The organism is Pseudomonas sp. G7(2022) (assembly GCF_052660475.1).
In genome coordinates, this window is sequence record NZ_CP109659.1 from 59,044 (window position 1) to 83,689 (window position 24,646).

Consider the following 24,646-nt stretch of genomic DNA (forward strand, 5'->3'; position numbering starts at 1 on the left):
CTTTTCAAAAAACTTTGGAATAAGCCCAAGAGCGATCAGAACTAAACCCCTTCCGATGCGTTTGCCGCGACGTCATGTCGCGGCAAAATCCGGTCCCAGAGGCCTCAGTGCGCCTCGTCCCAGTTGTTGCCAACCCCGACTTCCACCAGCAATGGCACGTCCAGTTTCGCCGCTTCGCTCATGTGCACGCGAATTTCGTCGCGAACCTGATCGACCAGATCCTCGCGAACCTCCAGCACCAGTTCGTCGTGCACCTGCAGAATGACTTTGGCGTCCAGCCCCGACGCAGTCAGCCAGTTATCCACCGCCACCATGGCTTTTTTGATGATGTCCGCTGCGGTGCCCTGCATCGGCGCGTTGATCGCCGTGCGTTCAGCGGCAGCGCGTTCCTGCGGCTTGTTGGAGTTGATGTCCGGCAGGTACAGACGGCGGCCGAAGATTGTTTCCACGTAGCCTTGATCGGCTGCCTGGGCGCGGGTGCGATCCATGTATTCACGAACGCCCGGGTAGCGCGCGAAGTAGGTGTCGATGTAGGCCTTGGCGGTCTTGGTGTCGACGCCGATGTCCTTGCCGAGCTTCTGCGCGCCCATGCCGTAGATCAGGCCGAAGTTGATCGCCTTGGCGCCACGGCGCTGGTCGGAGGACACTTCGTTCAGCTCGACCTTGAACACTTCGGCGGCGGTGGCGGTGTGCACGTCCAGATTGTTGCGGAAGGCGTTCATCAAGCCTTCGTCGCGGGACAGATGGGCCATGATCCGCAGTTCGATCTGCGAGTAGTCCGCCGCCAGCAGCTTGTAGCCTTTCGGTGCGATGAACGCCTGGCGGATGCGTCGGCCTTCAGCGGTGCGCACCGGAATGTTCTGCAGGTTCGGATCGCTCGACGACAGGCGACCGGTCGACGCGACGGCCTGATGGTACGAAGTGTGGATGCGCCCGGTACGCGGGTTGATTTGCTCCGGCAGGCGATCGGTGTAGGTGCTTTTCAGCTTGCTCATGGAACGGTGTTCCATCAGCACTTTCGGCAAGCGGTGATCGTCCTCGGCCAGTTTCGCCAGCACTTCTTCGGCGGTGGAAGGCTGGCCCTTGGCGGTCTTCTTCAGCACCGGCAGGCCGAGTTTCTCGTAGAGGATCACGCCCAGTTGCTTTGGCGAGCCGAGGTTGAATTCTTCACCGGCGATCTCGAAGGCTTCACGTTCCAGCGCGACCATCTTGTTGCCCAGCTCAATGCTCTGGATGCCGAGCAGTTCAGCGTCGACGAACGCGCCCTGGCGCTCGATGCGAGCGAGCACCGGCACCAGCGGGATCTCGATGTCGGTCAGCACGCTGGCCAGGCTCGGGATGGCGCTGAGCTTTTCGAACAGGGTCTGGTGCAGGCGCAGGGTCACGTCGGCATCTTCGGCGGCATACGGCCCGGCCTGTTCCAGGGCGATCTGGTCGAAGGTCAGCTGCTTGGCGCCTTTGCCGGCGATGTCCTGGAAGCTCACGGTGGTGTGATCCAAGTACTTCTGCGCCAGGCTGTCCATGTCGTGACGGGTGGCGGTGGAGTTGAGCACATAGGACTCAAGCATCGTGTCGAAGGCAATTCCGCGTACGGTGATGCCTTCATTCAGATCACCGCCGATGGCGCAATTGGCCAGGATGTTCATGTCGAACTTGGCGTGCTGGCCGACCTTGAGCTTGTTCGGGTCTTCCAGAATTGGCTTCAGAGCGCGCAACACGGTGTCGCGATCCAGCTGCTCCGGCACGCCGATGTAGGAGTGGGTCAGTGGGATGTACGCCGCTTCGTTGGCCTGTACCGCGAAGGACAGACCGACCAGTTGCGCCTGTTGCGCGTCGATGCCGGTGGTTTCGGTGTCGAAGGCAAACAGCTTGGCGTTCTTCAGTTTTTCCAGCCAGACGTCGAAGCGCGCCTGATCGAGGATGGTCTCGTACGCGGCTTCAGCCGGAGCGGCAGGCGCTTCTTGCGCAGGCGCGCTGAACAGATCGCCGGCCGGCTCAGGCGCGACAGCGCTGCTCAGCTCCAGACGCTTGGCGTCGCGCTCCAGATCGTTGATCCAGCTCTTGAACTCCAGCAGGGTGTAAAGCTCAAGCAGCTTGGCCGGATCTTCCGGGCCCATTTGCAGGTCGTCGAGGCCGATGTCCAGCGGCACGTCGACCTTGATGGTCGCCAGTTGATAGGAGAGGAATGCCATGTCCTTGTGCTCTTCGAGCTTGGCCGGCAGGGTCTTGGCGCCGCGAATCGGCAGGGTCGGCACAATGTCGAGTTGCGCATACAGCTCGGTCAGGCCGCCGTTGACGCCCACCAGCAGGCCGGACGCGGTTTTCGGGCCGATGCCCGGAACGCCAGGGATGTTGTCGGAAGAATCGCCCATCAGGGCCAGATAATCGATGATCTGCTCCGGAGCGACGCCGAATTTCTCCTTCACGCCCTCCACGTCCATCGAACTACCGGACATGGTGTTGACCAAGGTAATGTGGCCATCGACCAGTTGCGCCATGTCCTTGTCGCCGGTGGAGATGATCACCGGGCGATCGGCAGCGGCGCTGCTGCGGGCCAGCGTGCCGATCACGTCATCGGCCTCGACGCCTTCGACGCACAGCAGCGGGAAGCCCAGAGCTTTGACGCTCTGGTGCAGCGGCTCGATCTGCAGGCGCATGTCGTCGGGCATGCTCGGGCGGTTGGCCTTGTATTCGGCGTACATCTCATCGCGAAATGTCCCGCCCTTGGCGTCGAATACCACGGCGAACGGGCTGTCCGGATATTGTTTGCGCAGGCTCTTGAGCATGTTCAGCACGCCCTTGACCGCACCGGTCGGCAGGCCTTTGGACGTGGTCAGCGGTGGCAGCGCGTGAAAGGCGCGGTACAGGTAAGACGAACCGTCCACCAGGACGAGGGGGGCTTGGCTCATGAGCAGGATCAACCTTTTCGGCGGGTCCGGCGCTAGAATAGCGGGACCGTTGACGACAAAGGGACAAGGTTATCATGCGTACGTTAAATCGCTTGCTGCTGGTCAGTTTGATTGCTGTCTCACCGTTGCCTGCGATCGCGGCGGATGATGCGCCGTCAGCGGAGCCGGAAGTCACCATCCGCACCGAGGGTGACAAGACCATCCAGGAGTACCGGCAGAACGGTTTCCTGTACGCGATCAAGGTGACCCAGAAGGGTTTCCCGCCCTATTTTCTGGTGCGTGCGGACGGTACTGATGCAAACTTCATCCGCTCGGACCAGCCGGATATGCTGATCCCCGCGTGGAAGATTTTCGAGTGGAAGTAGTTTCTTAATTTCAACCGGCGCCGGCTTGATGGCGGCGCCAGAACTGAGCAGTTTTTAACCATGTCTGTCTTCACCCCCCTGGCTCGGCCTGAGCTGGAAACCTTTCTCGCCCCATACGGGCTCGGCCGTCTGCTCGATTTCCAGGGGATCGCCGCCGGCAGCGAAAACACCAACTTCTTCATCAGCATGGAAAAGGGCGAGTTCGTCCTGACCCTGGTCGAACGTGGCCCGGTGCAGGAAATGCCGTTCTTCATCGACCTGCTCGACGTCCTGCACCAAGCCGATCTGCCGGTGCCCTACGCGCTACGCACCACCGACGGCGTGGCCCTGCGCGAGCTGAAAGGCAAGCCGGCACTGCTGCAACCGCGCCTGGCGGGCAAACACATCAAGCAGGCCAACGCCCAGCATTGCGCGCAGGTCGGTGACTTGCAGGCCCATCTGCACCTGGCGACCCAGGGTGACCAGATGATCAAGCGCAAGACCGATCGTGGCCTGGACTGGATGCTGGAAGAGGGCACGCAGTTTCTCTCGCACCTGAGCGATGAACCGCGCGCGCTGCTGCAAAGCGCGCTGGACGAAATCACCCAACAGAAAGAGAAAATTCTCGCGCTGCCCCGGGCAAACATCCACGCTGACCTGTTCCGCGACAATGCGATGTTCGAAGGCACGCACCTGACCGGGCTGATCGACTTCTACAACGCCTGCTCCGGGCCGATGCTTTATGACGTGGCGATTGCCTTGAACGACTGGTGTTCGGACGATGACGGACTGATCGACGGCCCGCGTGCTCGGGCCTTGCTCGGTGCCTACGCGGCACTGCGTCCGTTCACGGCAGCCGAAGCCGAGCTGTGGCCGACCATGCTGCGAGTGGCGTGCGTGCGGTTCTGGCTGTCGCGATTGATCGCGGCGGAATCGTTCGCCGGGCAGGACGTGCTGATTCACGATCCGAAAGAGTTCGAGCAGCGGCTGGCGCAGCGTCAGCAGGTCAGCACACCGCTACCTTTCGCCCTGTAAAAGAAAAAACCGCAGCCTGCGCAGGCTGCGGTTTTTTTGTATCAGAGCGATTCGAGACAACCCGCCAGATCATTCCCCAGCTTCTCCAGCACTTGCTCGTAACCCTGAGCCGTCGCTGGTGTGTAACCGCCCAGCGCATCCAGTTCCGCCAGTTTCACCGGCAGGCCCGCCACCAGGGTTTCGGCCAGGCGTGGGCGCAGCGGTGGCTCACTGAACACGCAGGTCTTGCCGACTTCCTGTAATCGCGCTCGCATTGCCGCGACATGCTGGGCGCCCGGTTGCACTTCCGCCGCGACGCTGAACACGCCGGTGTGTTTCAAGCCGTAGGCATCTTCGAAGTAGTCGAAGGCTTCGTGGAAGACGAAGTAGGGTTTGCCTTCAATACCGGCCAGACGTTTCTTCAAACGCTGATCCAGTGCATCCAGACGCTCGTCGAACGCTTTGGCGTTGTGCTGATAGCGCTCGGCGTTGGCCGGGTCGGCGGCGCTCAGGTCAGCAGCCATTTTGTCGGCAATCACCCGCGCGTTCACTGGCGATAGCCACAAATGCGCATCGAGAGTACCTGGGCGGTGATCGTGATCATGTTCGTCGGCGTCTTCGGCGTGGGAGTGGCTGTCTTCGGCGAAGCGGCGCAGCTTCATGCCCGGCAGGTCCTGCACGGCGATGCTCGGCAACGTACGACCGTTCAGCACGCGAGGCAGGAAACCTTCCATGTCCGGGCCGATCCAGTACAGCAGGTCCACCGATTGCACCTTGCGCACATCGGACGGGCGCAACGCATAGTTATGCGGCGAGGCCCCCGGCGGCAGCAGCACTTCCGGAATCGCCACGCCGTCCTGCACCGCAGCGGCAATCAGTTGCAGTGGCTTGATGCTGGTGAGGACTCTGACTTCGGCCTGAGCCGAACCGATCAGCAGAAAACTGGCGACAAATGCCACAAAAACAGAAAAAAGTCGGGACACGATGACCACTCATGGAGGCGAGAACGGGTAACATAATAACGTCTCTAACCAAACTCGTCGCCGCTCATGCCTATTACCCCGATTGCCAGCCGTCCCCACGACCACTCCCATTGCGTCCACAGCGCCCTGTCCGAGGCCGATGCCTTGTGTGCACAGAAAGGCCTGCGCCTGACCGCATTGCGTCGGCGGGTGCTTGAGCTGGTCTGGCAGAGCCACAAGCCGCTGGGTGCCTACGACATTCTGGCGGTGCTCAGCGAGCAGGACGGCCGCCGCGCCGCGCCGCCGACCGTGTACCGGGCGCTGGATTTCCTGCTGGAAAACGGCCTGGTGCACCGCATCTCTTCGCTGAACGCTTTCGTCGGCTGTGTACACCCGAAACATTCGCACCAGGGCCAGTTCCTGATCTGCCGCGAGTGCCACGCCGCTATCGAACTTGAACAAAAAACCATCAGCGACGCGATTGTCCACAGCGCCAAGGACGTCGGCTTCATCGTCGAAGCCCAGACCGTCGAAGTGGTCGGCCTCTGCTCCGGTTGCCGGGGGGCTTGATGAGCGATGCGTTGATCCGTCTGGAGCAGGTGGCTGTCCGGTTTGCCGGGCAGAACGTGCTGGACAACATTCACCTGAGCGTCGAGCCGGGGCAGATCGTCACCCTGATCGGCCCCAACGGTGCCGGCAAGACCACGCTGGTGCGCGCCGTGCTCGGGTTGCTGAAACCCGACAGCGGCAGCGTCTGGCGCAAGCCGAAATTGCGCGTCGGTTACATGCCGCAAAAGCTTCATGTCGATCCGACCTTGCCGCTTTCAGTGCTGCGTTTCCTGCGTCTGGTGCCGGGCGTCGATCGCCCGCGTGCGCTGGCGGCGCTCAAGGAAGTCGGTGCTGAACACGTCATCGACAGCCCGGTGCAAAGCGTGTCGGGCGGTGAAATGCAGCGCGTGCTGCTGGCTCGGGCACTGCTTCGCGAGCCGGAACTGTTGGTGCTCGACGAGCCGGTGCAGGGCGTCGATGTGGCCGGCCAGGCCGAGCTGTACAGCCTGATCACTCGTCTGCGCGACCGCCACGGTTGCGGGGTGTTGATGGTGTCGCACGATTTGCATCTGGTGATGAGCACCACAGATCAGGTGGTGTGCCTCAACCGTCACGTCTGCTGCTCCGGGCATCCCGAGCAGGTCAGTGGCGACCCCGCTTTCGTCGAGCTGTTCGGCAATCACGCACCGAGCCTGGCGGTCTATCACCACCATCACGACCACGCCCACGACCTGCACGGTTCAGTGGTCAAAGGGCCTTTGACGGGCCAACCTCACGTTCACGGAGATAGCTGCAAGCATGGCTGATTTTCTGTTTTACGCCCTGCTTGCAGGTCTGGCGCTGGCGGTGGTCGCGGGGCCGCTTGGCTCGTTCGTGGTCTGGCGGCGCATGGCCTATTTCGGTGACACCCTGTCCCACGCCGCGCTGTTGGGTGTGGCGCTGGGCTTTCTGCTGGATGTCAGCCCGACCGTGGCGGTCACCGTGGGCTGCCTGTTGCTGGCGGTGCTGCTGGTGACTCTGCAACAGCGCCAGCCGCTGGCCTCCGACACGCTGTTGGGCATTCTTGCACCGAGCACGCTCTCTCTCGGCCTGGTGGTACTAAGCTTCATGCATGAAGTGCGGATCGACCTGATGGCCTATCTGTTCGGCGACCTGCTGGCGATCAGCCCGACCGATCTGGCGTGGATCCTCGGCGGCAGCGCGGCGGTGCTGGTGTTGCTGGTGACGCTGTGGCGCCCGTTGTTGGCGATCACTGTGCACGAAGAACTGGCCCGGGTCGAAGGCCTGCCGGTGGCCGGTCTGCGCATGGCGCTGATGCTGTTGATTGCGGTGGTGATCGCCGTGGCGATGAAAATCGTCGGTGTGTTGCTGATTACGTCGCTGTTGATCATCCCGGCGGCTGCGGCACAACGTCACGCCCGTTCGCCGGAGCAGATGGCGCTGGGCGCGAGCCTGCTGGGCATGCTTGCCGTGTGTGGCGGGCTGGCGCTGTCCTGGTTCAAGGACACCCCGGCCGGCCCGTCAATCGTTGTGACGGCGGCCGCACTGTTTCTGCTGAGTTTTGTTCTGCCCCGTCGAGGGGTGTAGACTTGCTCGTTTTTTGCGCAAATAGAGAGTCGCAGGAATGAAGCCGTTCGCCTCCCGTTATCTGCTCCTTGTCGCATTTTCAGTGCTGCTGGGCGCCTGCCAAAGCACGCCGCCGGTGGCCGAAGCCCCCGATGCGCGGGCCACGGCCATCGCACAGCTGGAGCAAAGCCTGGCCAGCAGCGAACTGGCCACTGCCGAGGACCAGTTGGCAGCCTTGCAGGCCGAAACACCCAACGATCAGTCCCTTGAGCAATACCAGCGTCAGTTGGCCGAAGCCTATCTGCGCCGCAGCCAGATTGTCCTGCAGAAGGGCGATGTGAATGCTGCCGCAACCGCTTTGGCCCGCGCCCGCGCGCTGATGCCCAAGGCCCCGGCGCTGACCGGCGGCGTCAATGGCGCCATCACCCAGGCGCGCAAGGCTGAGCTGGAGAAAGCCGAGGCAGCGCTCCAGGCCGCCGAAGCCAAGCCGAAGGCCAAGGTGATCGATCCGACCGCCGAGAGCACCACGGTTGCGCTGAATATCAACGATAGCCGCAAACTTCGCCGTCAACTCGATGCGATCGCCGCCGATGTGGTGAATTACGACTGTGCGGTGAGCATTCAGGCCCCGCGCACCAATGATTACCCGTGGCTGGCGACGTTGATCACCAAGCGCGTGAAGAAGCTCGATCCGGATTTCGATCTGAAGATCGAAAAACAGATCCTGCGCAGCATTCCCGCTCAAGTGGTCTTGAGTCCTCGCAAGCCATAAGAAATCGCGAGCAGGCTCGCTCCCACAGGTACAACGTGATTCCTGTGGGAGCGAGCCTGCTCGCGATGACTATTTCAGACATTACAAAACTATCAAGCCGGAATCGCCTTGGCCTTCGCCTCACGATCCCAAACCCGATGCTGCCCGATCGCAGCAAAGAATGGCTTGGTCAGCGCGCCAACATCCTTGCCTTCTAGCAACCCCGCATCCGCCTCCAGCTTCAGCACGTCCAGCAACTGTTTGGCCTCGCCATGCAGCGCAATCGCCTTCAGGTGTTTGTACGCCTCCAGCAGGTAATGCAACGCCACGCCGTCACCGCTCAATGCCTTGACCGACGCCGCGCCACCCGGCACGAACACCGCGTCGAACGCTACCGATGGCAAACCCTCCATCGACGCATCCACCGCCAGGCTTTTGCCATCGGCCGTCTTCACCGGCGCCGAAGTCGGGCCGAGCAGCTTGGCGTGTGCACCTTCTGCCGCCAGAGCCTTCTTCATTGCATCAATTGCGGCACCATCGACGCCGTTTGCCGCCAGAATCGCCACTTTTCGCGTCTTGATATTCTCCGGCAAGAGGTTGGCCTGGCTCAGGGACGGTGAGTGATCCAAAGATGTTTTGCGCACCTCGACCGTGCCTTTGGCTGGCGCCGGAAGACCAAGATTCGCAGCCACACGCTTGGCCAGTTCCAGATCGATATTGGCCAGAATCTCGTTCACCTCCCGCACACGAATGTGTTCCCGCTCAACCTTGCCCAGCTCGAAGCTGTAGGCCGAGATGATGTGTTCCTGCTCGTGCTTGCTCATGCTCTTGAAGAACAGCCGCGCCTGGGAGAAGTGATCGCTGAACGACTCGCTGCGCTGGCGGATCTTGTTGGCGTCGATGCGTTCCGGGTAGCTCTCGAACCCGCCGTCCTGTGCAGCCGGCGGAGTTTCTTTCGGCCAGCCGCCATCAATGGAGTTGGGTTCATAAGAGGCCCGGCCCTTGTCGATCACCGTGCGGTGCTGGGCATCGCGCTGGCCGTTGTGGAACGGTGCCACCGGGCGATTGATCGGCAACTCATGAAAGTTCGGCCCGCCGAGTCGGCTGATCTGCGTGTCGGTGTAGGAAAACAGCCGGCCTTGCAGCAGCGGGTCATTGGAGAAGTCGATGCCCGGTACGATATGGCCGGGGCAGAACGCGACCTGCTCGGTCTCGGCGAAGAAGTTGTCCGGGTTGCGGTTGAGGGTCATCTTGCCCAGCGGCGTGATAGGCACGATTTCCTCGGGGATCAGTTTGGTCGGGTCGAGAATGTCGAAATCGAAGTCGTGCTCGTTTTCCTCCTCGATGACCTGTACGCCAAGTTCCCATTCCGGGTAGTCACCCATTTCGATGGCTTCCCACAGATCGCGCCGATGGTAGTCGGTGTCTTTGCCCGCAAGTTTTTGCGCCTCGTCCCACACCAGCGAACAGGTCCCGGCGGTAGGGCGCCAGTGGAATTTGACGAAGCGCGATTTGCCCTCGGCGTTGATCAGCCGGAAGGTGTGCACGCCAAAGCCCTGCATGCTGCGCAGGCTTTTCGGAATGGCCCGGTCGGACATGGCCCAGATGACCATGTGCGCCGATTCCGGCACCAGCGACACGAAGTCCCAGAAGGTGTCGTGAGCTGAGCCGCCCGTAGGTATTTCGTTGTGCGGTTCGGGTTTTACGGCGTGAACGAAGTCGGGAAACTTGATCGCGTCCTGAATGAAGAACACCGGCATGTTGTTGCCGACCAGATCGAAGTTGCCTTCGTCGGTGAAGAACTTCACGGCAAAACCGCGTACGTCACGTACGGTGTCGCCGGAGCCACGAGGCCCCTGCACTGTGGAAAAACGTACGAACACCGGGGTTTTCTTCCCCGGATCCTGCAGGAAACCGGCCTTGGTCAGCGCCGAATGGTTCTCGTAGCTCTGAAAGAACCCATGGGCGCCAGTGCCGCGGGCATGGACGATGCGTTCGGGAATCCGCTCATGGTCAAAGTGCGTGATTTTCTCACGCATGATGAAGTCTTCCAGCAGCGACGGTCCGCGAGGCCCGGCCTTGAGCGTGTTCTGGTTGTCCGCGACCTTCACGCCCTGATTGGTGCGCAGGGCCTGGCCGGTGGCGTCGGAACGGAATTTTTCCAGGCTGTCGAGTTTGGCGTTGGTGTTGGCGCGATCCGGGGTGTCGGTGCCGGCCATCTGGCTTTTGTCTGTGGCAGGTTTTTTCGTACTCATCAGTCGTGAACTCCTGTCTGTCCCGAATTTCTCCGGGACGCTTGAGTGTTTCCCGGGCACGGCACCCAGGGTTTTCAAGTCGCTTATCTAGTGACTGACGAGGGTTTTGGGCGTTCCTTTTTTATGACCTTTAGTCCTGTTATTGCCAAATCGAAGGTTAATTGCGAAATAAATGCTAAGAACCTCTATACGGACAGGCTAAAATGCGCGCCCGGCTAACCGCTGATCCTTTTCCAACGCGCCCCACAAGGTTCGCTACGTGATCGAGTTTCAAAACGTCCATAAGACTTACCGCGTCGCCGGTAAGGACATCACTGCGCTGCACCCGACCAGCTTCTCCATCGAGAACGGTCAGGTGTTCGGCCTGATTGGCCATTCCGGCGCGGGGAAAAGTACCCTGCTGCGTCTGATCAATCGCCTGGAAGATTCCAGTGGCGGCAAGATCATTGTCGACGGTGAAGAAGTCACCGCACTGGACGCCAACGGCCTGCGCCGTTTCCGCCAGCAGGTCGGGATGATCTTCCAGCACTTCAACCTGCTGGCGTCCAAGACCGTGGCCGACAACGTCGCGCTGCCGCTGACCCTGGCCGGTGAACTGTCCCGCGCCGAGATCGACCAGCGTGTGGCCGAGTTGCTGGCGCGGGTCGGTCTGTCCGATCACGCCAAAAAGTATCCGGCACAGCTGTCCGGCGGCCAGAAGCAGCGCGTCGGCATCGCCCGCGCCCTGGCGACCAAGCCGAAAATCCTGCTGTGCGATGAGGCCACCAGCGCTCTCGACCCGCAGACCACGGCGTCGGTCCTGCAACTGTTGGCCGAGATCAACCGCGAGCTGAAACTGACCATCGTCCTGATCACTCACGAGATGGACGTGATTCGCCGTGTCTGCGATCAGGTGGCGGTGATGGACGCCGGCGTGATCGTCGAACAAGGTTCGGTGGCCGAGGTGTTCCTGCATCCGAAGCACCCGACCACCAAGCGTTTCGTTCAGGAAGACGAGCAGATCGACGAGAGCGAGCAGCGCGATGACTTCGCTCACGTGCCGGGCCGCATCGTGCGTCTGACCTTCCAGGGCGAAGCGACCTACGCGCCGTTGCTGGGTACCGTCGCCCGGGAAACCGGCGTGGACTACAGCATCCTGGCCGGTCGTATCGACCGCATCAAAGACATTCCTTACGGGCAATTGACCCTCGCCGTCACCGGTGGCGACATGGACGCGGCGTTCGCCCGTTTCACCGCCGCTGACGTTCACATGGAGGTGTTGCGCTAATGGCAGACCTGATGAGTTTCTTCACCAATATCGACTGGTACGAAATCTGGCTGGCCACCGGCGACACCATGATGATGCTCGGCGGTTCGCTGCTGTTCACTGTGTTGCTCGGCCTGCCGCTGGGCGTGCTGCTGTTCCTCTGCAGCCCGCGTCAGTTGCTCGAAGCCAAAGGCGTGTACGCGCTGCTGTCGCTGGTGGTGAACATCCTGCGTTCGCTGCCGTTCATTATTCTGTTGATCGTGATGATCCCGTTCACCGTGCTGATCACCGGCACCTCGCTGGGCGTGGCCGGTGCGATTCCGCCGCTAGTGGTGGGTGCAACGCCGTTCTTCGCGCGGCTGGTGGAAACCGCTCTGCGTGAAGTCGATCGCGGCATCATCGAAGCGACCCAGTCGATGGGCGCGACCACTCGCCAGATCATCATGAACGCCTTGCTGCCGGAGGCCCGTCCGGGCATCTTCGCAGCGATTACGGTGACGGCGATTACACTGGTTTCCTACACGGCGATGGCCGGTGTGGTCGGCGCCGGTGGCCTGGGTGACCTGGCGATCCGTTTCGGCTATCAGCGTTTCCAGACTGACGTGATGATCGTGACCGTGGTGTTGCTGCTGATTCTGGTGCAGGTGCTGCAAATGGTCGGCGACCGACTGGTCGTACATTTCTCGCGCAAATAACCCGGTTTGGTAATCAAAAAATGAGCCGGCCATTCGCTGGCAGGTGCCACACGGGCATCTCAAAAGGAGTTAGCTGAATGAAAAAACTGATCGCTGCTTTCGCTGCCGTAGCCGCTTTTTCGGCTCACGCTGAAACCCTGACCGTTGCCGCCACCCCGGTGCCGCACGCGGAAATCCTCGAATTCGTGAAGCCGGCACTGGCCAAAGAGGGCGTGGATCTGAAGGTCAAGGTCTTCACCGATTACATCCAGCCGAACGTGCAGGTGGCTGAAAAGCGTCTGGATGCCAACTTCTTCCAGCACCAGCCGTACCTCGATGAGTTCAACAAGGCCAAGGGCACCAGCCTGGTTGCCGTGACCGGCGTACACCTGGAGCCGCTGGGCGCCTACTCGAGCAAGATCAAGAAAATCGAAGACCTGCCAGGCGGTGCCAACGTGGTGATCCCGAACGACGCCACCAACGGCGGCCGTGCGCTGTTGCTGCTGGACAAGGCGGGCGTGATCAAACTGAAAGACTCGAAAAACATCCTGTCGACCGTCAAGGACATCGCTGAAAACCCGAAAGACCTGAAGATCCGTGAACTGGAAGCCGCGACCATCCCGCGTGTGCTGACCCAGGTCGACCTGGCACTGATCAACACCAACTACGCGCTGGAAGCCAAGCTGGATCCGTCCAAGGACGCGCTGGTTATCGAAGGCAACGACTCGCCGTACGTGAACATCCTGGTGTCCCGCGCGGACAACAAGGACAGCGACGCCATGCAGAAACTGGCCGCCGCCCTGCACAGCCCGGAAGTGAAGAAATTCATTACCGAGAAGTACAAAGGCGCGGTATTGCCGGCGTTCTGATTCGGACGCCGCAACGAAAAAGGGGACGCCACTGGCGTCCCCTTTTTTGTCCCCAAAACACATCCCCTGTGGGAGCGGGCTTGCCCGCGAAAGCGGTGGGTCAGATAAACATAGGTCGACTGACACACCGCATTCGCGAGCAAGCCCGCTCCCACATTGGAACAGTGCTGTTCTTACTTGCGGTTCAGCATCACCGGCAACTGCGCCACCAGCTTGGCATTATTCAACGGCGCCCGAATAAACCCACGCTGCGTACCATCAGGCCCGATCACCGCCAGGTTCCCACTGTGATCCACCGTGTAATTCGGCTTGCTGGTGTCCGCCGGAATGAACGGAATGCTCACTGCGTTCGCCACCTTCTGCAGCTCCTCGATCGATTTCGGCGTCAGGCCGATGAACTGTGGATCGAAGTAGCCCAGGTACTGCTTCAACTGCGCAGGGTTGTCGCGGTTCGGGTCGACGCTGACCAGCACGATCTGCAACTTGTCCACAGCATCCTTCGGCAGCTCGCTCTTGATCTGGCGCAGTTGGGCGAGGGTGGTCGGGCAGATGTCCGGGCAGAAGGTGTAGCCGAAGAACAGCAGGCTCCACTTGCCCTTGAGCTCGTTGATCGTAACCGGTTGGCCGTCCTGATTGGTCATCGTCACGTCCGGCAGGTTGCGACTCTGCGGCAGCAGGATGATGCCGGCGTCGATCAGTGCGGTCGGGTCGCCCTGGCCCTTGCCGCTCAGCACTTTGTTGACGGTCAGGCCGAGGATCAGCGCGATCACGGCGACGAGGATGAAGACGGTTTTCTGGGTTCGAGTCATAGGTTCAACAGTAAGTAGTGGTCTACGAGCAGGGCGATGAACAGCAGAAACAAGTACCAGATAGAGTACTTGAAGGTGTTGATCGCCGCGTGCGGCCGGGTGCCACGGTACAGCACCACGGCCCATTGCAGAAACCTTGCGCCCAGCCCGAGCGCGCAGATCAGGTACAGCAGGCCGCTCATGTGGATCACATACGGCAGCAGGCTGACCGCCAGCAGGGCGAAGGTGTACAGCAGAATGTGCACCTTGGTGTAGTGCTCGCCGTGGGTGACCGGCAGCATCGGAATGTCGGCCTTGGCGTATTCCTCCTTGCGATGGATCGCCAGCGCCCAGAAGTGCGGCGGGGTCCAGGCGAAAATGATCAGCACCAGCAGCAACGGTTCGGCGCTGACGTGACCGGTGGCAGCGGTCCAGCCGAGCAGCGGCGGGGCGGCGCCGGCGAGGCCGCCGATGACGATGTTCTGCGGCGTAGCGCGTTTGAGGAAACCGGTGTAGATCACCGCGTAGCCGAGCAGCGAGGCCAGGGTCAGCCACGCGGTCAGCGGATTGGTGAAGGTCAGCAACAACGCCTGGCCGAGCAGCGCCAGCACCAGTGCAAACGTCAGTGCAGCGGCAGGCGAGACCCGACCCTCGGCCAGCGGCCGTTTGTGGGTACGAGCCATGACCGCGTCGATGCGCCGGTCCACCACGTGATTGACCGCCGCCGCGCCGCCGGCACACAGCGCGATCCCCAGGTTGCCGAACACCAGCACCGTCCACGGCACCCCGGCGCGGGTCGCGAGGAACATGCCGACCAGCGAGGTGATGAGCATCAGCACCACGACTTTCGGTTTGGTCAGCTCCAGGTAATCACGCCAGATCGCCTGTCCGTGACGTTCGCCGATCAGAACCGCCATGGCGTCTCTCCTTTTATCGTGATGGGCGCGGCCGACTGTTTACGCGGGCTCAGACGCCAGCGCACAAGCATCGGCTGCTTGACCCGAACCAGACTGGTTCGCGCGTGATAGTTGACCAGCACCATGGTCAGCAGCAGCGCCGCGCCACCGGCGTTGTGCGCCACGGCCACCGGCAGCGGCAGATGAAACAGCACGTTGCTGATGCCGAGGGTGATCTGCGCGGCGAGGGCGATCAGCACCAGCCCGGCCAGTCGGGTCATGCCCACCACTTTCAGTTGCCAGGCCAGACCGAGCAGGGCGACCGTCACCAGCAACGCGCCGATGCGGTGGGTCAGGTGAATCGCCGTGCGCGCATCGCTGTCGAGTTGTCCGCCGAGGTAATTGGGGCCGATATGTTGGGTCAGGTGAAAGCCATTGGCGAAATCCGCCGGCGGCAACCATTGACCGTGGCAGGTCGGGAAGTCGATGCAGGCCACCGCCGCATAGTTGGAACTGACCCAGCCACCCAGCGCAATCTGACCGATCACCAGCAACAGGCCGGCAGTCGCCCAATATTGCAGACGCTTGGGCACGGTCAGCGCCGGCAGCACGCCGGACAATCTCAACGTCAGCAGAAACAGCAGACTCAAGGTCGCGAAACCACCGAGCAAATGCCCGGTCACCACTTGCGGCCAGAGCTTGAGCGTCACCGTCCACATGCCGAACGCCGCCTGAGCGAACACCACCGCCAGCAGAAACAGCGGCAGTTTCAGCGGTTGCCCCGGATGCCGCCGATTGACCCACGCCCGCCCGGCCAGAATCGAAATCAGCAGGCCCAGGGTGCCGGCGAAGTAGCGGTGGATCATCTCGTTCCAGCCTTTGTGCGCTTCCACTGGCGAGTCGGGGTAATGCAGTTCGGCATGGGCCAGTTGGGCTTCGCTTTTCGGCACGCTGATAAACCCGTAGCAGCCCGGCCAGTCCGGGCAGCCGAGGCCGGCGTGGGTCAGGCGGGTGTAGGCGCCGAGCAGCACCACGATCAGTGCCAGCAGGGTGGCAAACAGCGCGAGGCGAAATCCAGGTTTGGCCATGACGATGCCCTTATCCGATGTTCGACAGTTTCAGCAGGTGGCGCAGGTCGTTGAGCAGATCCTTGCCCTTGACGCTCGGGTCGTAGCGCAGCACGAGGTTGCCGTGGGGATCGATGATCCACAGTTGCGGCGTGGCCTTGTCGCCGGTCGCCTTGCTGAACGCGGCGGAATCCAGCGGGTAACGTTGCAGTTGCGGATATTCACGGGTCAGCTTGGCTTCGTAGTCGGCGCTCAACGGCTGTGCGGCGGCGAGGGCGTGGCTGGCGCGTCCGGCATCGCGGCCGAGGCCGATCTGGATCTGCCGCGCCAGGTACACCAGTTGCTGGCAATCCACCGCACAGTCTTTCGGCGCGGTCACCAACATCTGCCAGCGTTCTTCGTCAGCCGTCACGCCGAGGTCGGCACGGCTCTGGCCGTTGCCGATCAGTTCGCCGTGATAGCTGCGACCGTCCGGCACCCAGAACTGCAGCTTGTACATGCCGGTGGCGAGGATCATCGGGCCGACGACGCCCAGCACGATCAGCAGCAGTTGAATGCGTCCGCGGCGGCGACCGGCCGGGGCTTTGGCTTCAGACATGCTGGGTGGATTCATGGCCGCTCCCATGGTGTTTCTCCTTCGCGTTGTGCAATCCGAGGTAGATGTAGAGACCGAACAGGGCGGTGGCCATGGCGAACCACTGCACGGCGTAACCGAGGTGTTTTTCCGGGCCCATGGCAACTACGGGCCAGTCGGCCTGATAGCTGGCGGGACCCGGTTCTGCGCGCAATTCATAGGCGAAGCCGTCGCGCTCGAGGGTTTTCCACAATTTGGCCGGTTCGACGGCGGTGACGGTTTGCGGCCAGGTGCTGCTGACCGGGTCGGCGTGCAGCTGGAAGGTCGCGCCGGGGGCGACGTACACCCAGGCATCGACATTCACGGCATCGGCCGGTGTCTTGAATTGCGGGGTAATGCGCCGGTCCGACCAGGGCAGCCAGCCGCGATTGACCAGCAGCCATTGGCCGCTGCGCTGATCCTGAAACGGTTGCAGCAATTCGACGCCGACCTTGCCGTCCCGCTGCCGGTTGTCCAGCAGCAGGCTGTGCGCCGCATCGAACTGACCGTGCAGATGCACCCGGCGAAAGGCCGGATCGGCGCTGTGCAGCAGTTCGGTGCTGGCCATCGGCTCGGCGGCGCGGCGTTCGGCGTAACTGGCGAGCAGGGCGGTTTTCTCCGCGCCCCGGCCCAGTTGCCAGAAGCCCAGCGAAATCAGCAGCGGCAGCAGCAAGGCGACCACCAGCGTCGGCACGACGCCCGGCCGGAAGCGCTTCATGGTCGCGCCAGAAAATCAGTGAACGCGATCGCTATACTCAACTGCATCGCTTGTTCCCCCGGAGTTCTTCCCATGCTCAAAGCAGCGATCGTCCTGATGCTGATTGCCACGGTGATCAGCCTGTTCAGCGGCCTGTTTTTCCTGGTCAAGGACGACAGCAGTTCAAATCGCCTGGTCATCGCCTTGAGTGTTCGGGTGGCATTGGCCGCTTGCACCGTCGGCTTGATTGCCTGGGGTTTCTACAGCGGCCAACTGGTGTCGCATGCGCCCTGGTAGCTCTGTCCTTCAGAGCACGTAAACGAAGATGAACAAGCCGATCCACACCACATCGACGAAGTGCCAGTACCAGCTCGCAGCTTCGAAGCCGAACTGGTGCTCGTTGTCGAAGTGGCCCTTCATGATGCGCATCAGCATCACGAACAGGATGATCGTGCCGATGGTCACGTGGGCGCCGTGGAACCCGGTGAGCATGAAGAACGTCGCGCCGTAGATCCCCGAACCGAGGGTCAGGCCCAGTTCGTGATAGGCATGCATATACTCCTCGGCCTGCAAGGCGAGGAAGCCGCAACCCAGCAGCACGGTGATCGCCAGCCACAGTTTCAGCGCACCGCGATGGCCTTTCTTCAGGGCGTGGTGAGCGATGGTGATGGTCACGCTGGAGCTCACCAGCAGGATGGTGTTGACCAGCGGCAGGCCCCAGGGGCTGATGACTTCCTTGGGCGGCGGGAACAGTTTCGGATCCGGTGTGTGCAACAGCGGCCAAGTGAACTGGAAGTTCGGCCAGAGCATGTGGGCGATGCCTTTGGTGCCTTCGCCGCCCAGCGCCGGGCCGGAGATGTGCCGCACATAGAACAGTGCGCCGAAAAAGGCGATGAAGAACATCACCTCGGAGAAAATGAACCAGCTCATGCCCCAGCGGAACGAGCGGTCCAGCTGCGGGCTGTACAACCCCGCGCGGCTTTCCTTGATCACCGTGCCGAACCAGCCGAACAGCATGTACGCCAGCAACAGGCCACCAACGAAAAAGATCAGCGGGCCGTGGGATTCAGGGCGCGCTGCCTTCAGGTCGTTGAACCAGGTGGCCAGGCCGTAGACCGTGATGACCATACCGAAGGTCGCGATGATCGGCCATTTGCTCTGGGCCGGGACGTAGTAGTGCTCATGAGTTGCCATTTATTGTTCTCCTTATCGGGCACGCTTAACCGCCAGTGTTTGCAGCCACCGGAGGATGTCGGGCGGTGATATCGAACAGCGTGTAGGACAGCGTCAGGTGCTTCACGTCCTTGGGCATGTCGCGGTCAACGATGAAACGCACCGGCATCTCGATCTGCTGACCGGGCTGCAGCACCTGCTGGGTAAAGCAAAAGCATTCGGTCTTGTGGAAATACGCCGCCGCATTGCTCGGCGCGATGCTTGGCACTGCTTGCGCGCTCATCGGTTTGTCGGTGGGATTGCGGGCGATGAAGATCATCTCGTTCACCGCGCCGGGGTTGGCCGTCAGTTCGTCATGCTTGGGATAGAAGTCCCACGGCATGTCGGCGGTGTTGGTCGACAGAAATTGCACCCGCACCTGCCGCGAGGCATCGACGGTCTGCTCGCCCTCGTACTGCCCGGCGGTCTTGCCGTTGATGCCGAACGCCTTGCACATCACGTCGTAGATCGGCACCAGGGCAAAACCGAAGACGAACATCGCCACCACCACACCGAGCAATCGGGTGACCAGCTTCTTCATCGAAATCGAGTCAGCCATGATTAATGTCTCTACCGAGAGCCCTTGTGGGAGCGAGCCTGCTCGCGATGCAGGCGCTACGGTCTAGCAGACAGACCGCGTCATCGTTCATCGCGAGCAGGCTCGCTCCCACATAGGGTTGGATTTTCATTTCACTTCCGGTGGCGTGGTGAAGGTGTGATACGGCGCCGGCGACGGCACGCTCCACTCCAGACCTTCGGCGCCATCCCACGGTTTGGCCGGAGCCGGCTCGCCGCCACGGATGGTCTTGATCACGATGAACAGGAAGAAGATCTGCGTGGCACCGAACATGAACGCGCCGATCGACGAGACCATGTTGAAGTCGGCGAACTGCAGGTTGTAGTCCGGAATCCGTCGTGGCATCCCCGCCAGTCCCACGAAGTGCATCGGGAAGAAGGTCAGGTTCATGCCGACGAAGGACAGCCAGAAGTGCAGCTTGCCCAGGGTTTCGTCGTACATGTGGCCGGTCCATTTCGGTAGCCAGTAATAGGCCGACGCGAATATCCCGAAGATCGCCCCGGGCACCAGCACGTAGTGGAAATGCGCGACCACGAAGTAGGTGTCCTGGTACTGGAAATCCGCCGGGGCGATGGCCAGCATCAGCCCGGAGAAACCGCCGATGGAGAACAGGATCACAAACGCCACGGCAAACAGCATCGGCGTTTCGAAGGTGATCGAGCCCTGCCACATGGTGCTGGCCCAGTTGAACACTTTCACCCCGGTGGGCACGGCGATCAGCATGGTCGCGTACATGAAGAACAGCTCGCCAACCAGCGGGATGCCGACCACGAACATGTGGTGCGCCCAGACGATGAAGGACAGGAACGCGATGCTCGCCGTCGCGTAGACCATCGAGGTGTAGCCGAACAGCGGCTTGCGCGAGAAGGTCGGGATGATCTGGCTGACGGCGCCGAAAGCCGGCAGGATCATGATGTACACCTCGGGGTGGCCGAAGAACCAGAACACGTGCTGGAACAGCACCGGGTCACCGCCACCGGCGGCACTGAAGAAGCTGGTGCCGAAGTGGATGTCCATCAGCATCATCGTTACGCACCCGGCCAGCACCGGCATCACCGCGATCAGCAGGAACGCGGTGATCAGCCAGGTCCAGACGAACAGCGGCATTTTCATCAGGGTCATGCCGGGGGCGCGCAGGTTGAGGATGGTGGCGATCACGTTGATCGCGCCCATGATCGAACTGATCCCCATCAGGTGGATGGCGAAGATGAAGAACGTCACGCTTTCCGGGGCATAGGTGGTGGACAGCGGCGCGTAGAAGGTCCAGCCGAAGTTCGGCCCGCCACCGGGGGTGAACAGGGTCGAGACCAGCAGCAGGAACGCCGCCGGCAGCAGCCAGAAGCTGAAGTTGTTCATCCGTGGCAGGGCCATGTCCGGCGCGCCGACCATCAACGGGATCATCCAGTTGGCGAGGCCGACGAACGCCGGCATCACCGCGCCGAACACCATTACCAGGCCGTGCATGGTGGTCATCTGGTTGAAGAACGCAGGCTCGACGATCTGCAATCCGGGCTGGAACAGCTCGGCACGGATCACCATGGCGAACGAGCCGCCGAGCAGGAACATGCAGAACGCAAACCACAGGTACAGCGTGCCGATGTCCTTGTGGTTGGTGGTCAGCACCCAGCGCATCAGGCCTTTGGCGGGGCCGTGGGCGTGGTCGGCATGACCGTGGTCATCGATAACAGCGCTCATGGCCGGTCTCCTTCAAGTGAGTGGACTGGGCAGGCCGGGGCGCCTTGCCCCGACCGGTTCACGAAGTACGCAATAGACCGGCTCATTTGCTTTCCGCCTGTTTCAGCTCCAGCACTTCTTTTGGCGTGACCATGTCGCCCTTGTTGTTGCCCCAGGCGTTACGTTCGTAGGTCACGACCGCTGCGATATCGACTTCCGAGAGTTGTTTGCCAAACGCCGCCATGGCGGTGCCCGGCTTGCCGTGGAACACCAGACTCAGGTGCGCCTCTTTCGGGCCGGTGGCGATTTTCGAGCCCTTGAGTGCCGGGAACATTGGCGGCAGGCCCTGGCCTTCAGCCTGGTGACAGGCGACGCAGGTGGTGTGGTAGATCTTGTCGCCACGTTCCTTGAGCTCGTCGAGGGTCCATTCCTTGCTGGTCAGCTCTTTGAGCTGCGCAGCCTCGGCCTTGCGGTCGGCCAGCCATTTTTCGTAGTCGGCCTTCTCCTTGACGTCGACCACGATCGGCATGAAGCCGTGATCCTTGCCGCACAGCTCGGCGCACTGGCCACGGTAGAGGCCGGGCTTGTCGATGCGGGTCCAGGCTTCGTTGACGAACCCCGGGATCGCATCGCGCTTGACCGCAAAAGCGGGCACCCACCAGGAGTGGATCACGTCGGCAGACGTGACGAGGAAGCGCACTTTGGCGCCGATCGGCAGCACCAATGGCTTGTCGACCTCGAGCAGATAATGCTCGCCCTTGGCTTCCTTGTTGTGGATCTGCTCGGCGGGGGTGGCCAGGTTGCTGAAGAACTCGACATCCTGGCCCAGGTATTTGTAGTGCCACTTCCACTGATAGCCGGTGATCTGGATATCGATATCCGGCTCACTGGTGTCGTACATCTTGATCAGGGTCGCGGTCGCCGGAACGGCCATCGCCACCAGAATCAGCAGCGGGACGACGGTCCAGAGAATTTCGACGGTGGTGCTTTCGTGGAATTTTGCGGCGACCTGCCCGGTAGAACGACGGTGCACCATCATCGACCAGAACATGGCGCCGAAGACGATGATCCCGATCACCACACAGATCCAGAAAATGGTCATGTGCAGGTCGAATACTGCGTGACTGATTTCGGTCGCTCCAGGCGCCATATTCACAGTCCAGGCAGCTTGCACCGGGCTGAAAATCGACCACAACAGGAGGCCCATCCAGACGTGTGGATGTCGCATCATTGCGGGTTCCCCTTATCGTTCTTGTTATCCCGCCGGCTTTCACCAGAGGCAAGGGAGCGGCTGCATCAGACTACGAACTTGAATCGCCGGGCCTTGCTGCGTGGGCAGTCGGGCGTCATCAGCTAACTCCATTCAATGGCGAGTATAGACAGCGGCTGAAAAATGCAATGTGCGGACGTAAATCGAATGAAACAGCTGGCACTTGCGTTCCAGGGCACGAATGGAGAAGGATGCAGACGAGTGGTGGCAAACCGATATAACGCCGGTGCATCAAGGATGAAATAATTATGACAAATGCGTCTTAGCATTTTTCGTAAGCCAGCTAAGTTATGTCTTCCCTATTTCATTGCCTTGTTTCCTGGAGTTTTCATGAACACCGCCGCATTGCGCGAGCAGATCCACATAGCCCGACAACACGAGATCGAAACCGGAAAGCTGACCCGTCAGCTCGAAAGCCAACTGCAACACCTGCACCCGGCCATTCGGTTGCCGGAAACCGACGCCAACGGCGTGCTGACGCGTTTTGTCGCCGCCTACATCGATGAAGTGCCAGATCTGCTGGATGCAGCCAATGAAGTCGCCAGGGAAGCGGGAATCGAGTCACAGATCACACCGGTGCTGAAAATCGCCGAACAGTACTTTCTCCAGCCGCCGGTCGGCCTGGACAGTCTGCTGGACGAAGCCTATCTGGCGCACCGTTTTGTCGAAGAGGTCAACGACCTGTACATCAAGCATTTCGGCCAGCCACTGATCCCCCTGGACATGACGGTCGCCAATCTGATTGCTCACCAGTTGCTCGGTGAGGAATTTGCCAACCAACTCGATGAAGTGGTGCATCACGCGGTGGACAGCATGCTCGACGACGACAGCTTTGCGCTGGAGTCGGTGGAAGCCTACCGCGAGAAACTCAGCAGCCCGGACACCGGTGCGGCGTGGAAACGCTGGCCGTGCATGAGTCGCCGTCTGGGCGTGGGTCTGGAGCTGGATCAGCCTGCTGCCTGATTTCCTTGTGTCATCAATCCAATGTGGGAGCGAGCCTGCTCGCGAATGCGGTCGATCATTCAACATCTCTGTTGGCTGATGTAACGTTTTCGCGAGCAGGCTCGCTCCCACAGAATTTGTGTTTTGGGGTCGATTATTTAACCCGCCGCACCAATCCCGGTATTGGTCCGCACCCGTCCTTCCAGTCTGCGCTTCAACCCACGCGACTCGATCAACAGCTTCGAACCCTTGGCCCCATTGGCCCGGCCCCACTCTTCGAGCAGTTCCAGACACGAATGGTCGATGTAGCTCAGGTTATTGAGCGGCACATGCACCGTCGTGCCCGGCGGAATGCTGCCCAGCACCTGAGTCAATGCCGGCACTTTGAGGAACGTTGCCGCGCCCACCAGACGCAACTCCATTTCCCCGTCCTGCGGCAGATCGATCAGGCTGATTTTCAGGCGCGAGGCCTTGAACGCCAGCTTCACCAGGGTCAGGCCGAAACCGATCAGCACGCCGGTCAACAGGTCGGTGAAGATGATCGCCAGCGCCGTGGCGGCGTAGGTGAACATCGGCATCCGGCCATAACGCCCCAGACCACGGAACGCCTTCAGATCCACCAGTTTGAAACCGGTGTAGACCAGAACGCCCGCCAGACTCGCCACCGGAATGCTCTGCAGCACGCTCGACAGCAACAGCACGAACGCCAGCAGCCACAGGCCATGGAAAATCGTCGAGTAGCGCGTGGTGGCGCCGGCCTGGACGTTGGCCGAACTGCGTACGATGACCCCGGTCATCGGCAGTGCGCCGACCAGACCGCAAAGCATGTTGCCGACGCCTTGCGCCGACAGTTCGCGGTCGAAGTCCGAACGCGGGCCGCTGTGCATGCGATCCACTGCGGCGGCGGACAGCAGGGTTTCGGCGCTGGCGATGAAGGCCACGGCGAACGCGGCAATCAGCAGCGTCGGGTCGGCCAGGCTCAGCAGATCCGCCGGTTTCAGCCAGTCGATGGCTTCGGCCAGATTCGCCGGCACTTCAACCCGCTTCACTTGCAGCGCCAGCAAAAGGCTGGCACCTGTCGCCAGCCCGACACCGAGCAGCGCGCCCGGAATGAAACGCAGCGAATGGGGGCGGAATTTCTCCCACAGCCACATCACCGCGATGGTCGACAGCCCGAGCAGCCCGGCCTGCCAGCCAACGGACGGCAAGGCCTGCGCCACCGCGCCGGGGAATGCCGTGAGGTTGTCGAGACCTGAAGGTTTCGGTGACGCATCGAGCATCACATGCACCTGTGAGAGCACGATCAACACACCAATACCGGCAAGCATGCCGTACACCACCGCTGGCGCCGTGACCCGAAACCAGCAGCCGAGCTTAAGACGCCCGGCCACCAGTTGCAGGAAACCGGCGAGCAGCAGGATCGGCCCGAGCATCTCGATACCGTGCTGACGCACCAGCTCGAATACCAGCACCGCCAGACCCGCTGCCGGCCCGCTGACCTGTAACGGCGAACCCGCCAGCCAGCCCACCACCAGACCGCCGATGATCCCGGTGATCAGACCTTTGGCCGGTGGCAGCCCCGAAGCAATGGCAATGCCCATGCACAGCGGCAGGGCGACCAGAAACACAACCACCGAAGCGAGCAGCTCCCGTGGCAACACAGCTTTCAATTGAGCCGCACGCATGATGACTCTCCCGAAGTTTTCTTCAGGCGTGGCGAAGCCGGGTCGCTTGAACTGCGACCGGCGTCAGACCACACGGATGTTTAGGA

24 protein-coding genes are annotated in these 24,646 nt (G+C 61.4%); 11 read left to right on the forward strand and 13 right to left on the reverse strand.

Translation table 11 applies throughout. The features are described 5' to 3' along the window. Positions 1-104: 104 nt before the first annotated feature. Positions 105-2,909: a DNA polymerase I gene (gene polA / locus NE357_RS00275; RefSeq protein WP_169428255.1), complete on the reverse strand. Its 2,805-nt coding sequence runs from the start codon at positions 2,907-2,909 to the stop codon at positions 105-107. A 74-nt stretch (positions 2,910-2,983) separates the two neighbouring features. On the opposite strand from polA, the gene NE357_RS00280 reads away from it, so the two are divergent. Continuing rightward, positions 2,984-3,274, forward strand: a complete 291-nt coding sequence (locus NE357_RS00280; protein WP_065260182.1) for a DUF2782 domain-containing protein — start codon at positions 2,984-2,986, stop codon at positions 3,272-3,274. A gap of 60 nt (positions 3,275-3,334) precedes the next feature. Continuing rightward, complete coding sequence (locus NE357_RS00285; RefSeq protein WP_169428256.1) at positions 3,335-4,288, forward strand: homoserine kinase; 954 nt, start codon at positions 3,335-3,337, stop codon at positions 4,286-4,288. Positions 4,289-4,329: 41 nt separating this feature from the next. Here the strand turns inward: NE357_RS00285 and NE357_RS00290 are convergent, their stop codons facing one another. Further along, positions 4,330-5,250 (reverse strand): zinc ABC transporter substrate-binding protein, encoded by a 921-nt coding sequence (locus tag NE357_RS00290; RefSeq protein WP_169428257.1) that lies wholly within the window; start codon positions 5,248-5,250, stop codon positions 4,330-4,332. A 66-nt stretch (positions 5,251-5,316) separates the two neighbouring features. Here NE357_RS00290 and zur point away from each other — a divergent pair, with 66 nt between their 5' ends. The 4 genes from zur to NE357_RS00310 are packed head-to-tail and all read left to right on the forward strand — an operon-like array spanning position 5,317 to position 8,116. Further along, positions 5,317-5,799: a zinc uptake transcriptional repressor Zur gene (zur, locus tag NE357_RS00295; protein WP_011331783.1), complete on the forward strand. Its 483-nt coding sequence runs from the start codon at positions 5,317-5,319 to the stop codon at positions 5,797-5,799. After that, complete coding sequence (znuC, locus tag NE357_RS00300; protein WP_169428258.1) at positions 5,799-6,584, forward strand: zinc ABC transporter ATP-binding protein ZnuC; 786 nt, start codon at positions 5,799-5,801, stop codon at positions 6,582-6,584. The genes zur and znuC overlap by 1 nt, the downstream gene beginning before the upstream one ends. Next, positions 6,577-7,365, forward strand: a complete 789-nt coding sequence (gene znuB / locus NE357_RS00305; RefSeq protein ID WP_065260666.1) for a zinc ABC transporter permease subunit ZnuB — start codon at positions 6,577-6,579, stop codon at positions 7,363-7,365. The genes znuC and znuB overlap by 8 nt, the downstream gene beginning before the upstream one ends. 37 nt (positions 7,366-7,402) lie before the next feature. Next, positions 7,403-8,116 (forward strand): PA5502 family lipoprotein, encoded by a 714-nt coding sequence (locus NE357_RS00310; RefSeq protein ID WP_169428259.1) that lies wholly within the window; start codon positions 7,403-7,405, stop codon positions 8,114-8,116. A gap of 92 nt (positions 8,117-8,208) precedes the next feature. On the opposite strand, the gene katE is transcribed toward NE357_RS00310, so the two are convergent. Continuing rightward, positions 8,209-10,350 (reverse strand): catalase HPII, encoded by a 2,142-nt coding sequence (gene katE / locus NE357_RS00315; RefSeq protein WP_169428260.1) that lies wholly within the window; start codon positions 10,348-10,350, stop codon positions 8,209-8,211. 259 nt (positions 10,351-10,609) lie between these two features. On the opposite strand from katE, the gene NE357_RS00320 reads away from it, so the two are divergent. From NE357_RS00320 to NE357_RS00330, 3 genes are all read left to right on the forward strand, one after another. After that, positions 10,610-11,617, forward strand: a complete 1,008-nt coding sequence (locus tag NE357_RS00320) for a methionine ABC transporter ATP-binding protein (protein ID WP_169428261.1) — start codon at positions 10,610-10,612, stop codon at positions 11,615-11,617. After that, entirely contained in the window at positions 11,617-12,291 is a 675-nt protein-coding gene (locus NE357_RS00325) for a methionine ABC transporter permease (protein WP_065260662.1), read from the forward strand. Before NE357_RS00320 ends, NE357_RS00325 begins: the two co-directional genes overlap by 1 nt. A 77-nt stretch (positions 12,292-12,368) precedes the next feature. Then, the gene (locus NE357_RS00330) at positions 12,369-13,139 is read left to right on the forward strand and encodes a MetQ/NlpA family ABC transporter substrate-binding protein (protein WP_085713035.1); all 771 of its coding nucleotides are present in this window, start codon (positions 12,369-12,371) and stop codon (positions 13,137-13,139) included. Between the two features lie 173 nt (positions 13,140-13,312). Here NE357_RS00330 and NE357_RS00335 read toward each other — a convergent pair whose 3' ends face one another. The 5 genes from NE357_RS00335 to NE357_RS00355 are packed head-to-tail and all read right to left on the reverse strand — an operon-like array spanning position 13,313 to position 17,221. After that, the gene (locus NE357_RS00335) at positions 13,313-13,948 is read right to left on the reverse strand and encodes an SCO family protein (protein WP_085647189.1); all 636 of its coding nucleotides are present in this window, start codon (positions 13,946-13,948) and stop codon (positions 13,313-13,315) included. Continuing rightward, on the reverse strand, positions 13,945-14,844 hold the full coding sequence (gene cyoE / locus NE357_RS00340) for a heme o synthase (RefSeq protein WP_169428262.1): 900 nt from the start codon (positions 14,842-14,844) through the stop codon (positions 13,945-13,947). Before cyoE ends, NE357_RS00335 begins: the two co-directional genes overlap by 4 nt. After that, positions 14,832-15,911, reverse strand: a complete 1,080-nt coding sequence (locus tag NE357_RS00345; RefSeq protein WP_169428263.1) for a COX15/CtaA family protein — start codon at positions 15,909-15,911, stop codon at positions 14,832-14,834. Before NE357_RS00345 ends, cyoE begins: the two co-directional genes overlap by 13 nt. Before the next feature lie 10 nt (positions 15,912-15,921). Continuing rightward, positions 15,922-16,515, reverse strand: coding sequence for a hypothetical protein (locus tag NE357_RS00350; RefSeq protein ID WP_169428264.1), 594 nt, complete (start codon positions 16,513-16,515; stop codon positions 15,922-15,924). Further along, positions 16,481-17,221, reverse strand: coding sequence for an SURF1 family protein (locus tag NE357_RS00355; RefSeq protein ID WP_169428265.1), 741 nt, complete (start codon positions 17,219-17,221; stop codon positions 16,481-16,483). The genes NE357_RS00350 and NE357_RS00355 overlap by 35 nt, the downstream gene beginning before the upstream one ends. Before the next feature lie 72 nt (positions 17,222-17,293). Between NE357_RS00355 and NE357_RS00360 the strand changes: the two genes are divergently transcribed. Then, positions 17,294-17,497: a twin transmembrane helix small protein gene (locus NE357_RS00360; protein WP_065260656.1), complete on the forward strand. Its 204-nt coding sequence runs from the start codon at positions 17,294-17,296 to the stop codon at positions 17,495-17,497. A 9-nt stretch (positions 17,498-17,506) separates the two neighbouring features. Here the strand turns inward: NE357_RS00360 and NE357_RS00365 are convergent, their stop codons facing one another. From NE357_RS00365 to coxB, 4 genes are all read right to left on the reverse strand, one after another. Beyond that, positions 17,507-18,394: a cytochrome c oxidase subunit 3 gene (locus NE357_RS00365; protein ID WP_169428266.1), complete on the reverse strand. Its 888-nt coding sequence runs from the start codon at positions 18,392-18,394 to the stop codon at positions 17,507-17,509. Between the two features lie 25 nt (positions 18,395-18,419). Then, positions 18,420-18,971, reverse strand: coding sequence for a cytochrome c oxidase assembly protein (locus NE357_RS00370; RefSeq protein ID WP_011331799.1), 552 nt, complete (start codon positions 18,969-18,971; stop codon positions 18,420-18,422). 126 nt (positions 18,972-19,097) lie between these two features. Continuing rightward, a complete protein-coding gene (ctaD, locus tag NE357_RS00375) occupies positions 19,098-20,684 on the reverse strand; it encodes a cytochrome c oxidase subunit I (protein WP_169428267.1) in 1,587 nt (528 codons plus the stop codon). Between the two features lie 82 nt (positions 20,685-20,766). Then, positions 20,767-21,894 (reverse strand): cytochrome c oxidase subunit II, encoded by a 1,128-nt coding sequence (gene coxB, locus NE357_RS00380; RefSeq protein ID WP_169428268.1) that lies wholly within the window; start codon positions 21,892-21,894, stop codon positions 20,767-20,769. 369 nt (positions 21,895-22,263) lie between these two features. Here coxB and NE357_RS00385 point away from each other — a divergent pair, with 369 nt between their 5' ends. Beyond that, positions 22,264-22,896 carry a hypothetical protein gene (locus NE357_RS00385; protein ID WP_169428269.1) on the forward strand — a complete coding sequence of 211 codons (633 nt, stop codon included), beginning with the start codon at positions 22,264-22,266 and terminating at the stop codon, positions 22,894-22,896. A 137-nt stretch (positions 22,897-23,033) separates the two neighbouring features. Here the strand turns inward: NE357_RS00385 and NE357_RS00390 are convergent, their stop codons facing one another. Continuing rightward, a complete protein-coding gene (locus NE357_RS00390; RefSeq protein WP_169428270.1) occupies positions 23,034-24,560 on the reverse strand; it encodes a SulP family inorganic anion transporter in 1,527 nt (508 codons plus the stop codon). Positions 24,561-24,646: the final 86 nt, after the last annotated feature.

What these genes read in the sequence shown, in the direction of transcription:
- polA (WP_169428255.1), bottom strand. Translation starts at nt 2,909, where the DNA reads ATGAGCCAAGCCCCCCTCGTCCTGGTGGACGGTTCGTCTTACCTGTAC.
- NE357_RS00280 (WP_065260182.1), top strand. Translation starts at nt 2,984, where the DNA reads ATGCGTACGTTAAATCGCTTGCTGCTGGTCAGTTTGATTGCTGTCTCA.
- NE357_RS00285 (WP_169428256.1), top strand. Translation starts at nt 3,335, where the DNA reads ATGTCTGTCTTCACCCCCCTGGCTCGGCCTGAGCTGGAAACCTTTCTC.
- zur (WP_011331783.1), top strand. Translation starts at nt 5,317, where the DNA reads ATGCCTATTACCCCGATTGCCAGCCGTCCCCACGACCACTCCCATTGC.
- znuC (WP_169428258.1), top strand. Translation starts at nt 5,799, where the DNA reads ATGAGCGATGCGTTGATCCGTCTGGAGCAGGTGGCTGTCCGGTTTGCC.
- znuB (WP_065260666.1), top strand. Translation starts at nt 6,577, where the DNA reads ATGGCTGATTTTCTGTTTTACGCCCTGCTTGCAGGTCTGGCGCTGGCG.
- NE357_RS00310 (WP_169428259.1), top strand. Translation starts at nt 7,403, where the DNA reads ATGAAGCCGTTCGCCTCCCGTTATCTGCTCCTTGTCGCATTTTCAGTG.
- katE (WP_169428260.1), bottom strand. Translation starts at nt 10,350, where the DNA reads ATGAGTACGAAAAAACCTGCCACAGACAAAAGCCAGATGGCCGGCACC.
- NE357_RS00325 (WP_065260662.1), top strand. Translation starts at nt 11,617, where the DNA reads ATGGCAGACCTGATGAGTTTCTTCACCAATATCGACTGGTACGAAATC.
- NE357_RS00330 (WP_085713035.1), top strand. Translation starts at nt 12,369, where the DNA reads ATGAAAAAACTGATCGCTGCTTTCGCTGCCGTAGCCGCTTTTTCGGCT.
- NE357_RS00335 (WP_085647189.1), bottom strand. Translation starts at nt 13,948, where the DNA reads ATGACTCGAACCCAGAAAACCGTCTTCATCCTCGTCGCCGTGATCGCG.
- cyoE (WP_169428262.1), bottom strand. Translation starts at nt 14,844, where the DNA reads ATGGCGGTTCTGATCGGCGAACGTCACGGACAGGCGATCTGGCGTGAT.
- NE357_RS00345 (WP_169428263.1), bottom strand. Translation starts at nt 15,911, where the DNA reads ATGGCCAAACCTGGATTTCGCCTCGCGCTGTTTGCCACCCTGCTGGCA.
- NE357_RS00350 (WP_169428264.1), bottom strand. Translation starts at nt 16,515, where the DNA reads ATGGGAGCGGCCATGAATCCACCCAGCATGTCTGAAGCCAAAGCCCCG.
- NE357_RS00355 (WP_169428265.1), bottom strand. Translation starts at nt 17,221, where the DNA reads ATGAAGCGCTTCCGGCCGGGCGTCGTGCCGACGCTGGTGGTCGCCTTG.
- NE357_RS00360 (WP_065260656.1), top strand. Translation starts at nt 17,294, where the DNA reads ATGCTCAAAGCAGCGATCGTCCTGATGCTGATTGCCACGGTGATCAGC.
- NE357_RS00365 (WP_169428266.1), bottom strand. Translation starts at nt 18,394, where the DNA reads ATGGCAACTCATGAGCACTACTACGTCCCGGCCCAGAGCAAATGGCCG.
- NE357_RS00370 (WP_011331799.1), bottom strand. Translation starts at nt 18,971, where the DNA reads ATGGCTGACTCGATTTCGATGAAGAAGCTGGTCACCCGATTGCTCGGT.
- ctaD (WP_169428267.1), bottom strand. Translation starts at nt 20,684, where the DNA reads ATGAGCGCTGTTATCGATGACCACGGTCATGCCGACCACGCCCACGGC.
- coxB (WP_169428268.1), bottom strand. Translation starts at nt 21,894, where the DNA reads ATGATGCGACATCCACACGTCTGGATGGGCCTCCTGTTGTGGTCGATT.
- NE357_RS00385 (WP_169428269.1), top strand. Translation starts at nt 22,264, where the DNA reads ATGAACACCGCCGCATTGCGCGAGCAGATCCACATAGCCCGACAACAC.
- NE357_RS00390 (WP_169428270.1), bottom strand. Translation starts at nt 24,560, where the DNA reads ATGCGTGCGGCTCAATTGAAAGCTGTGTTGCCACGGGAGCTGCTCGCT.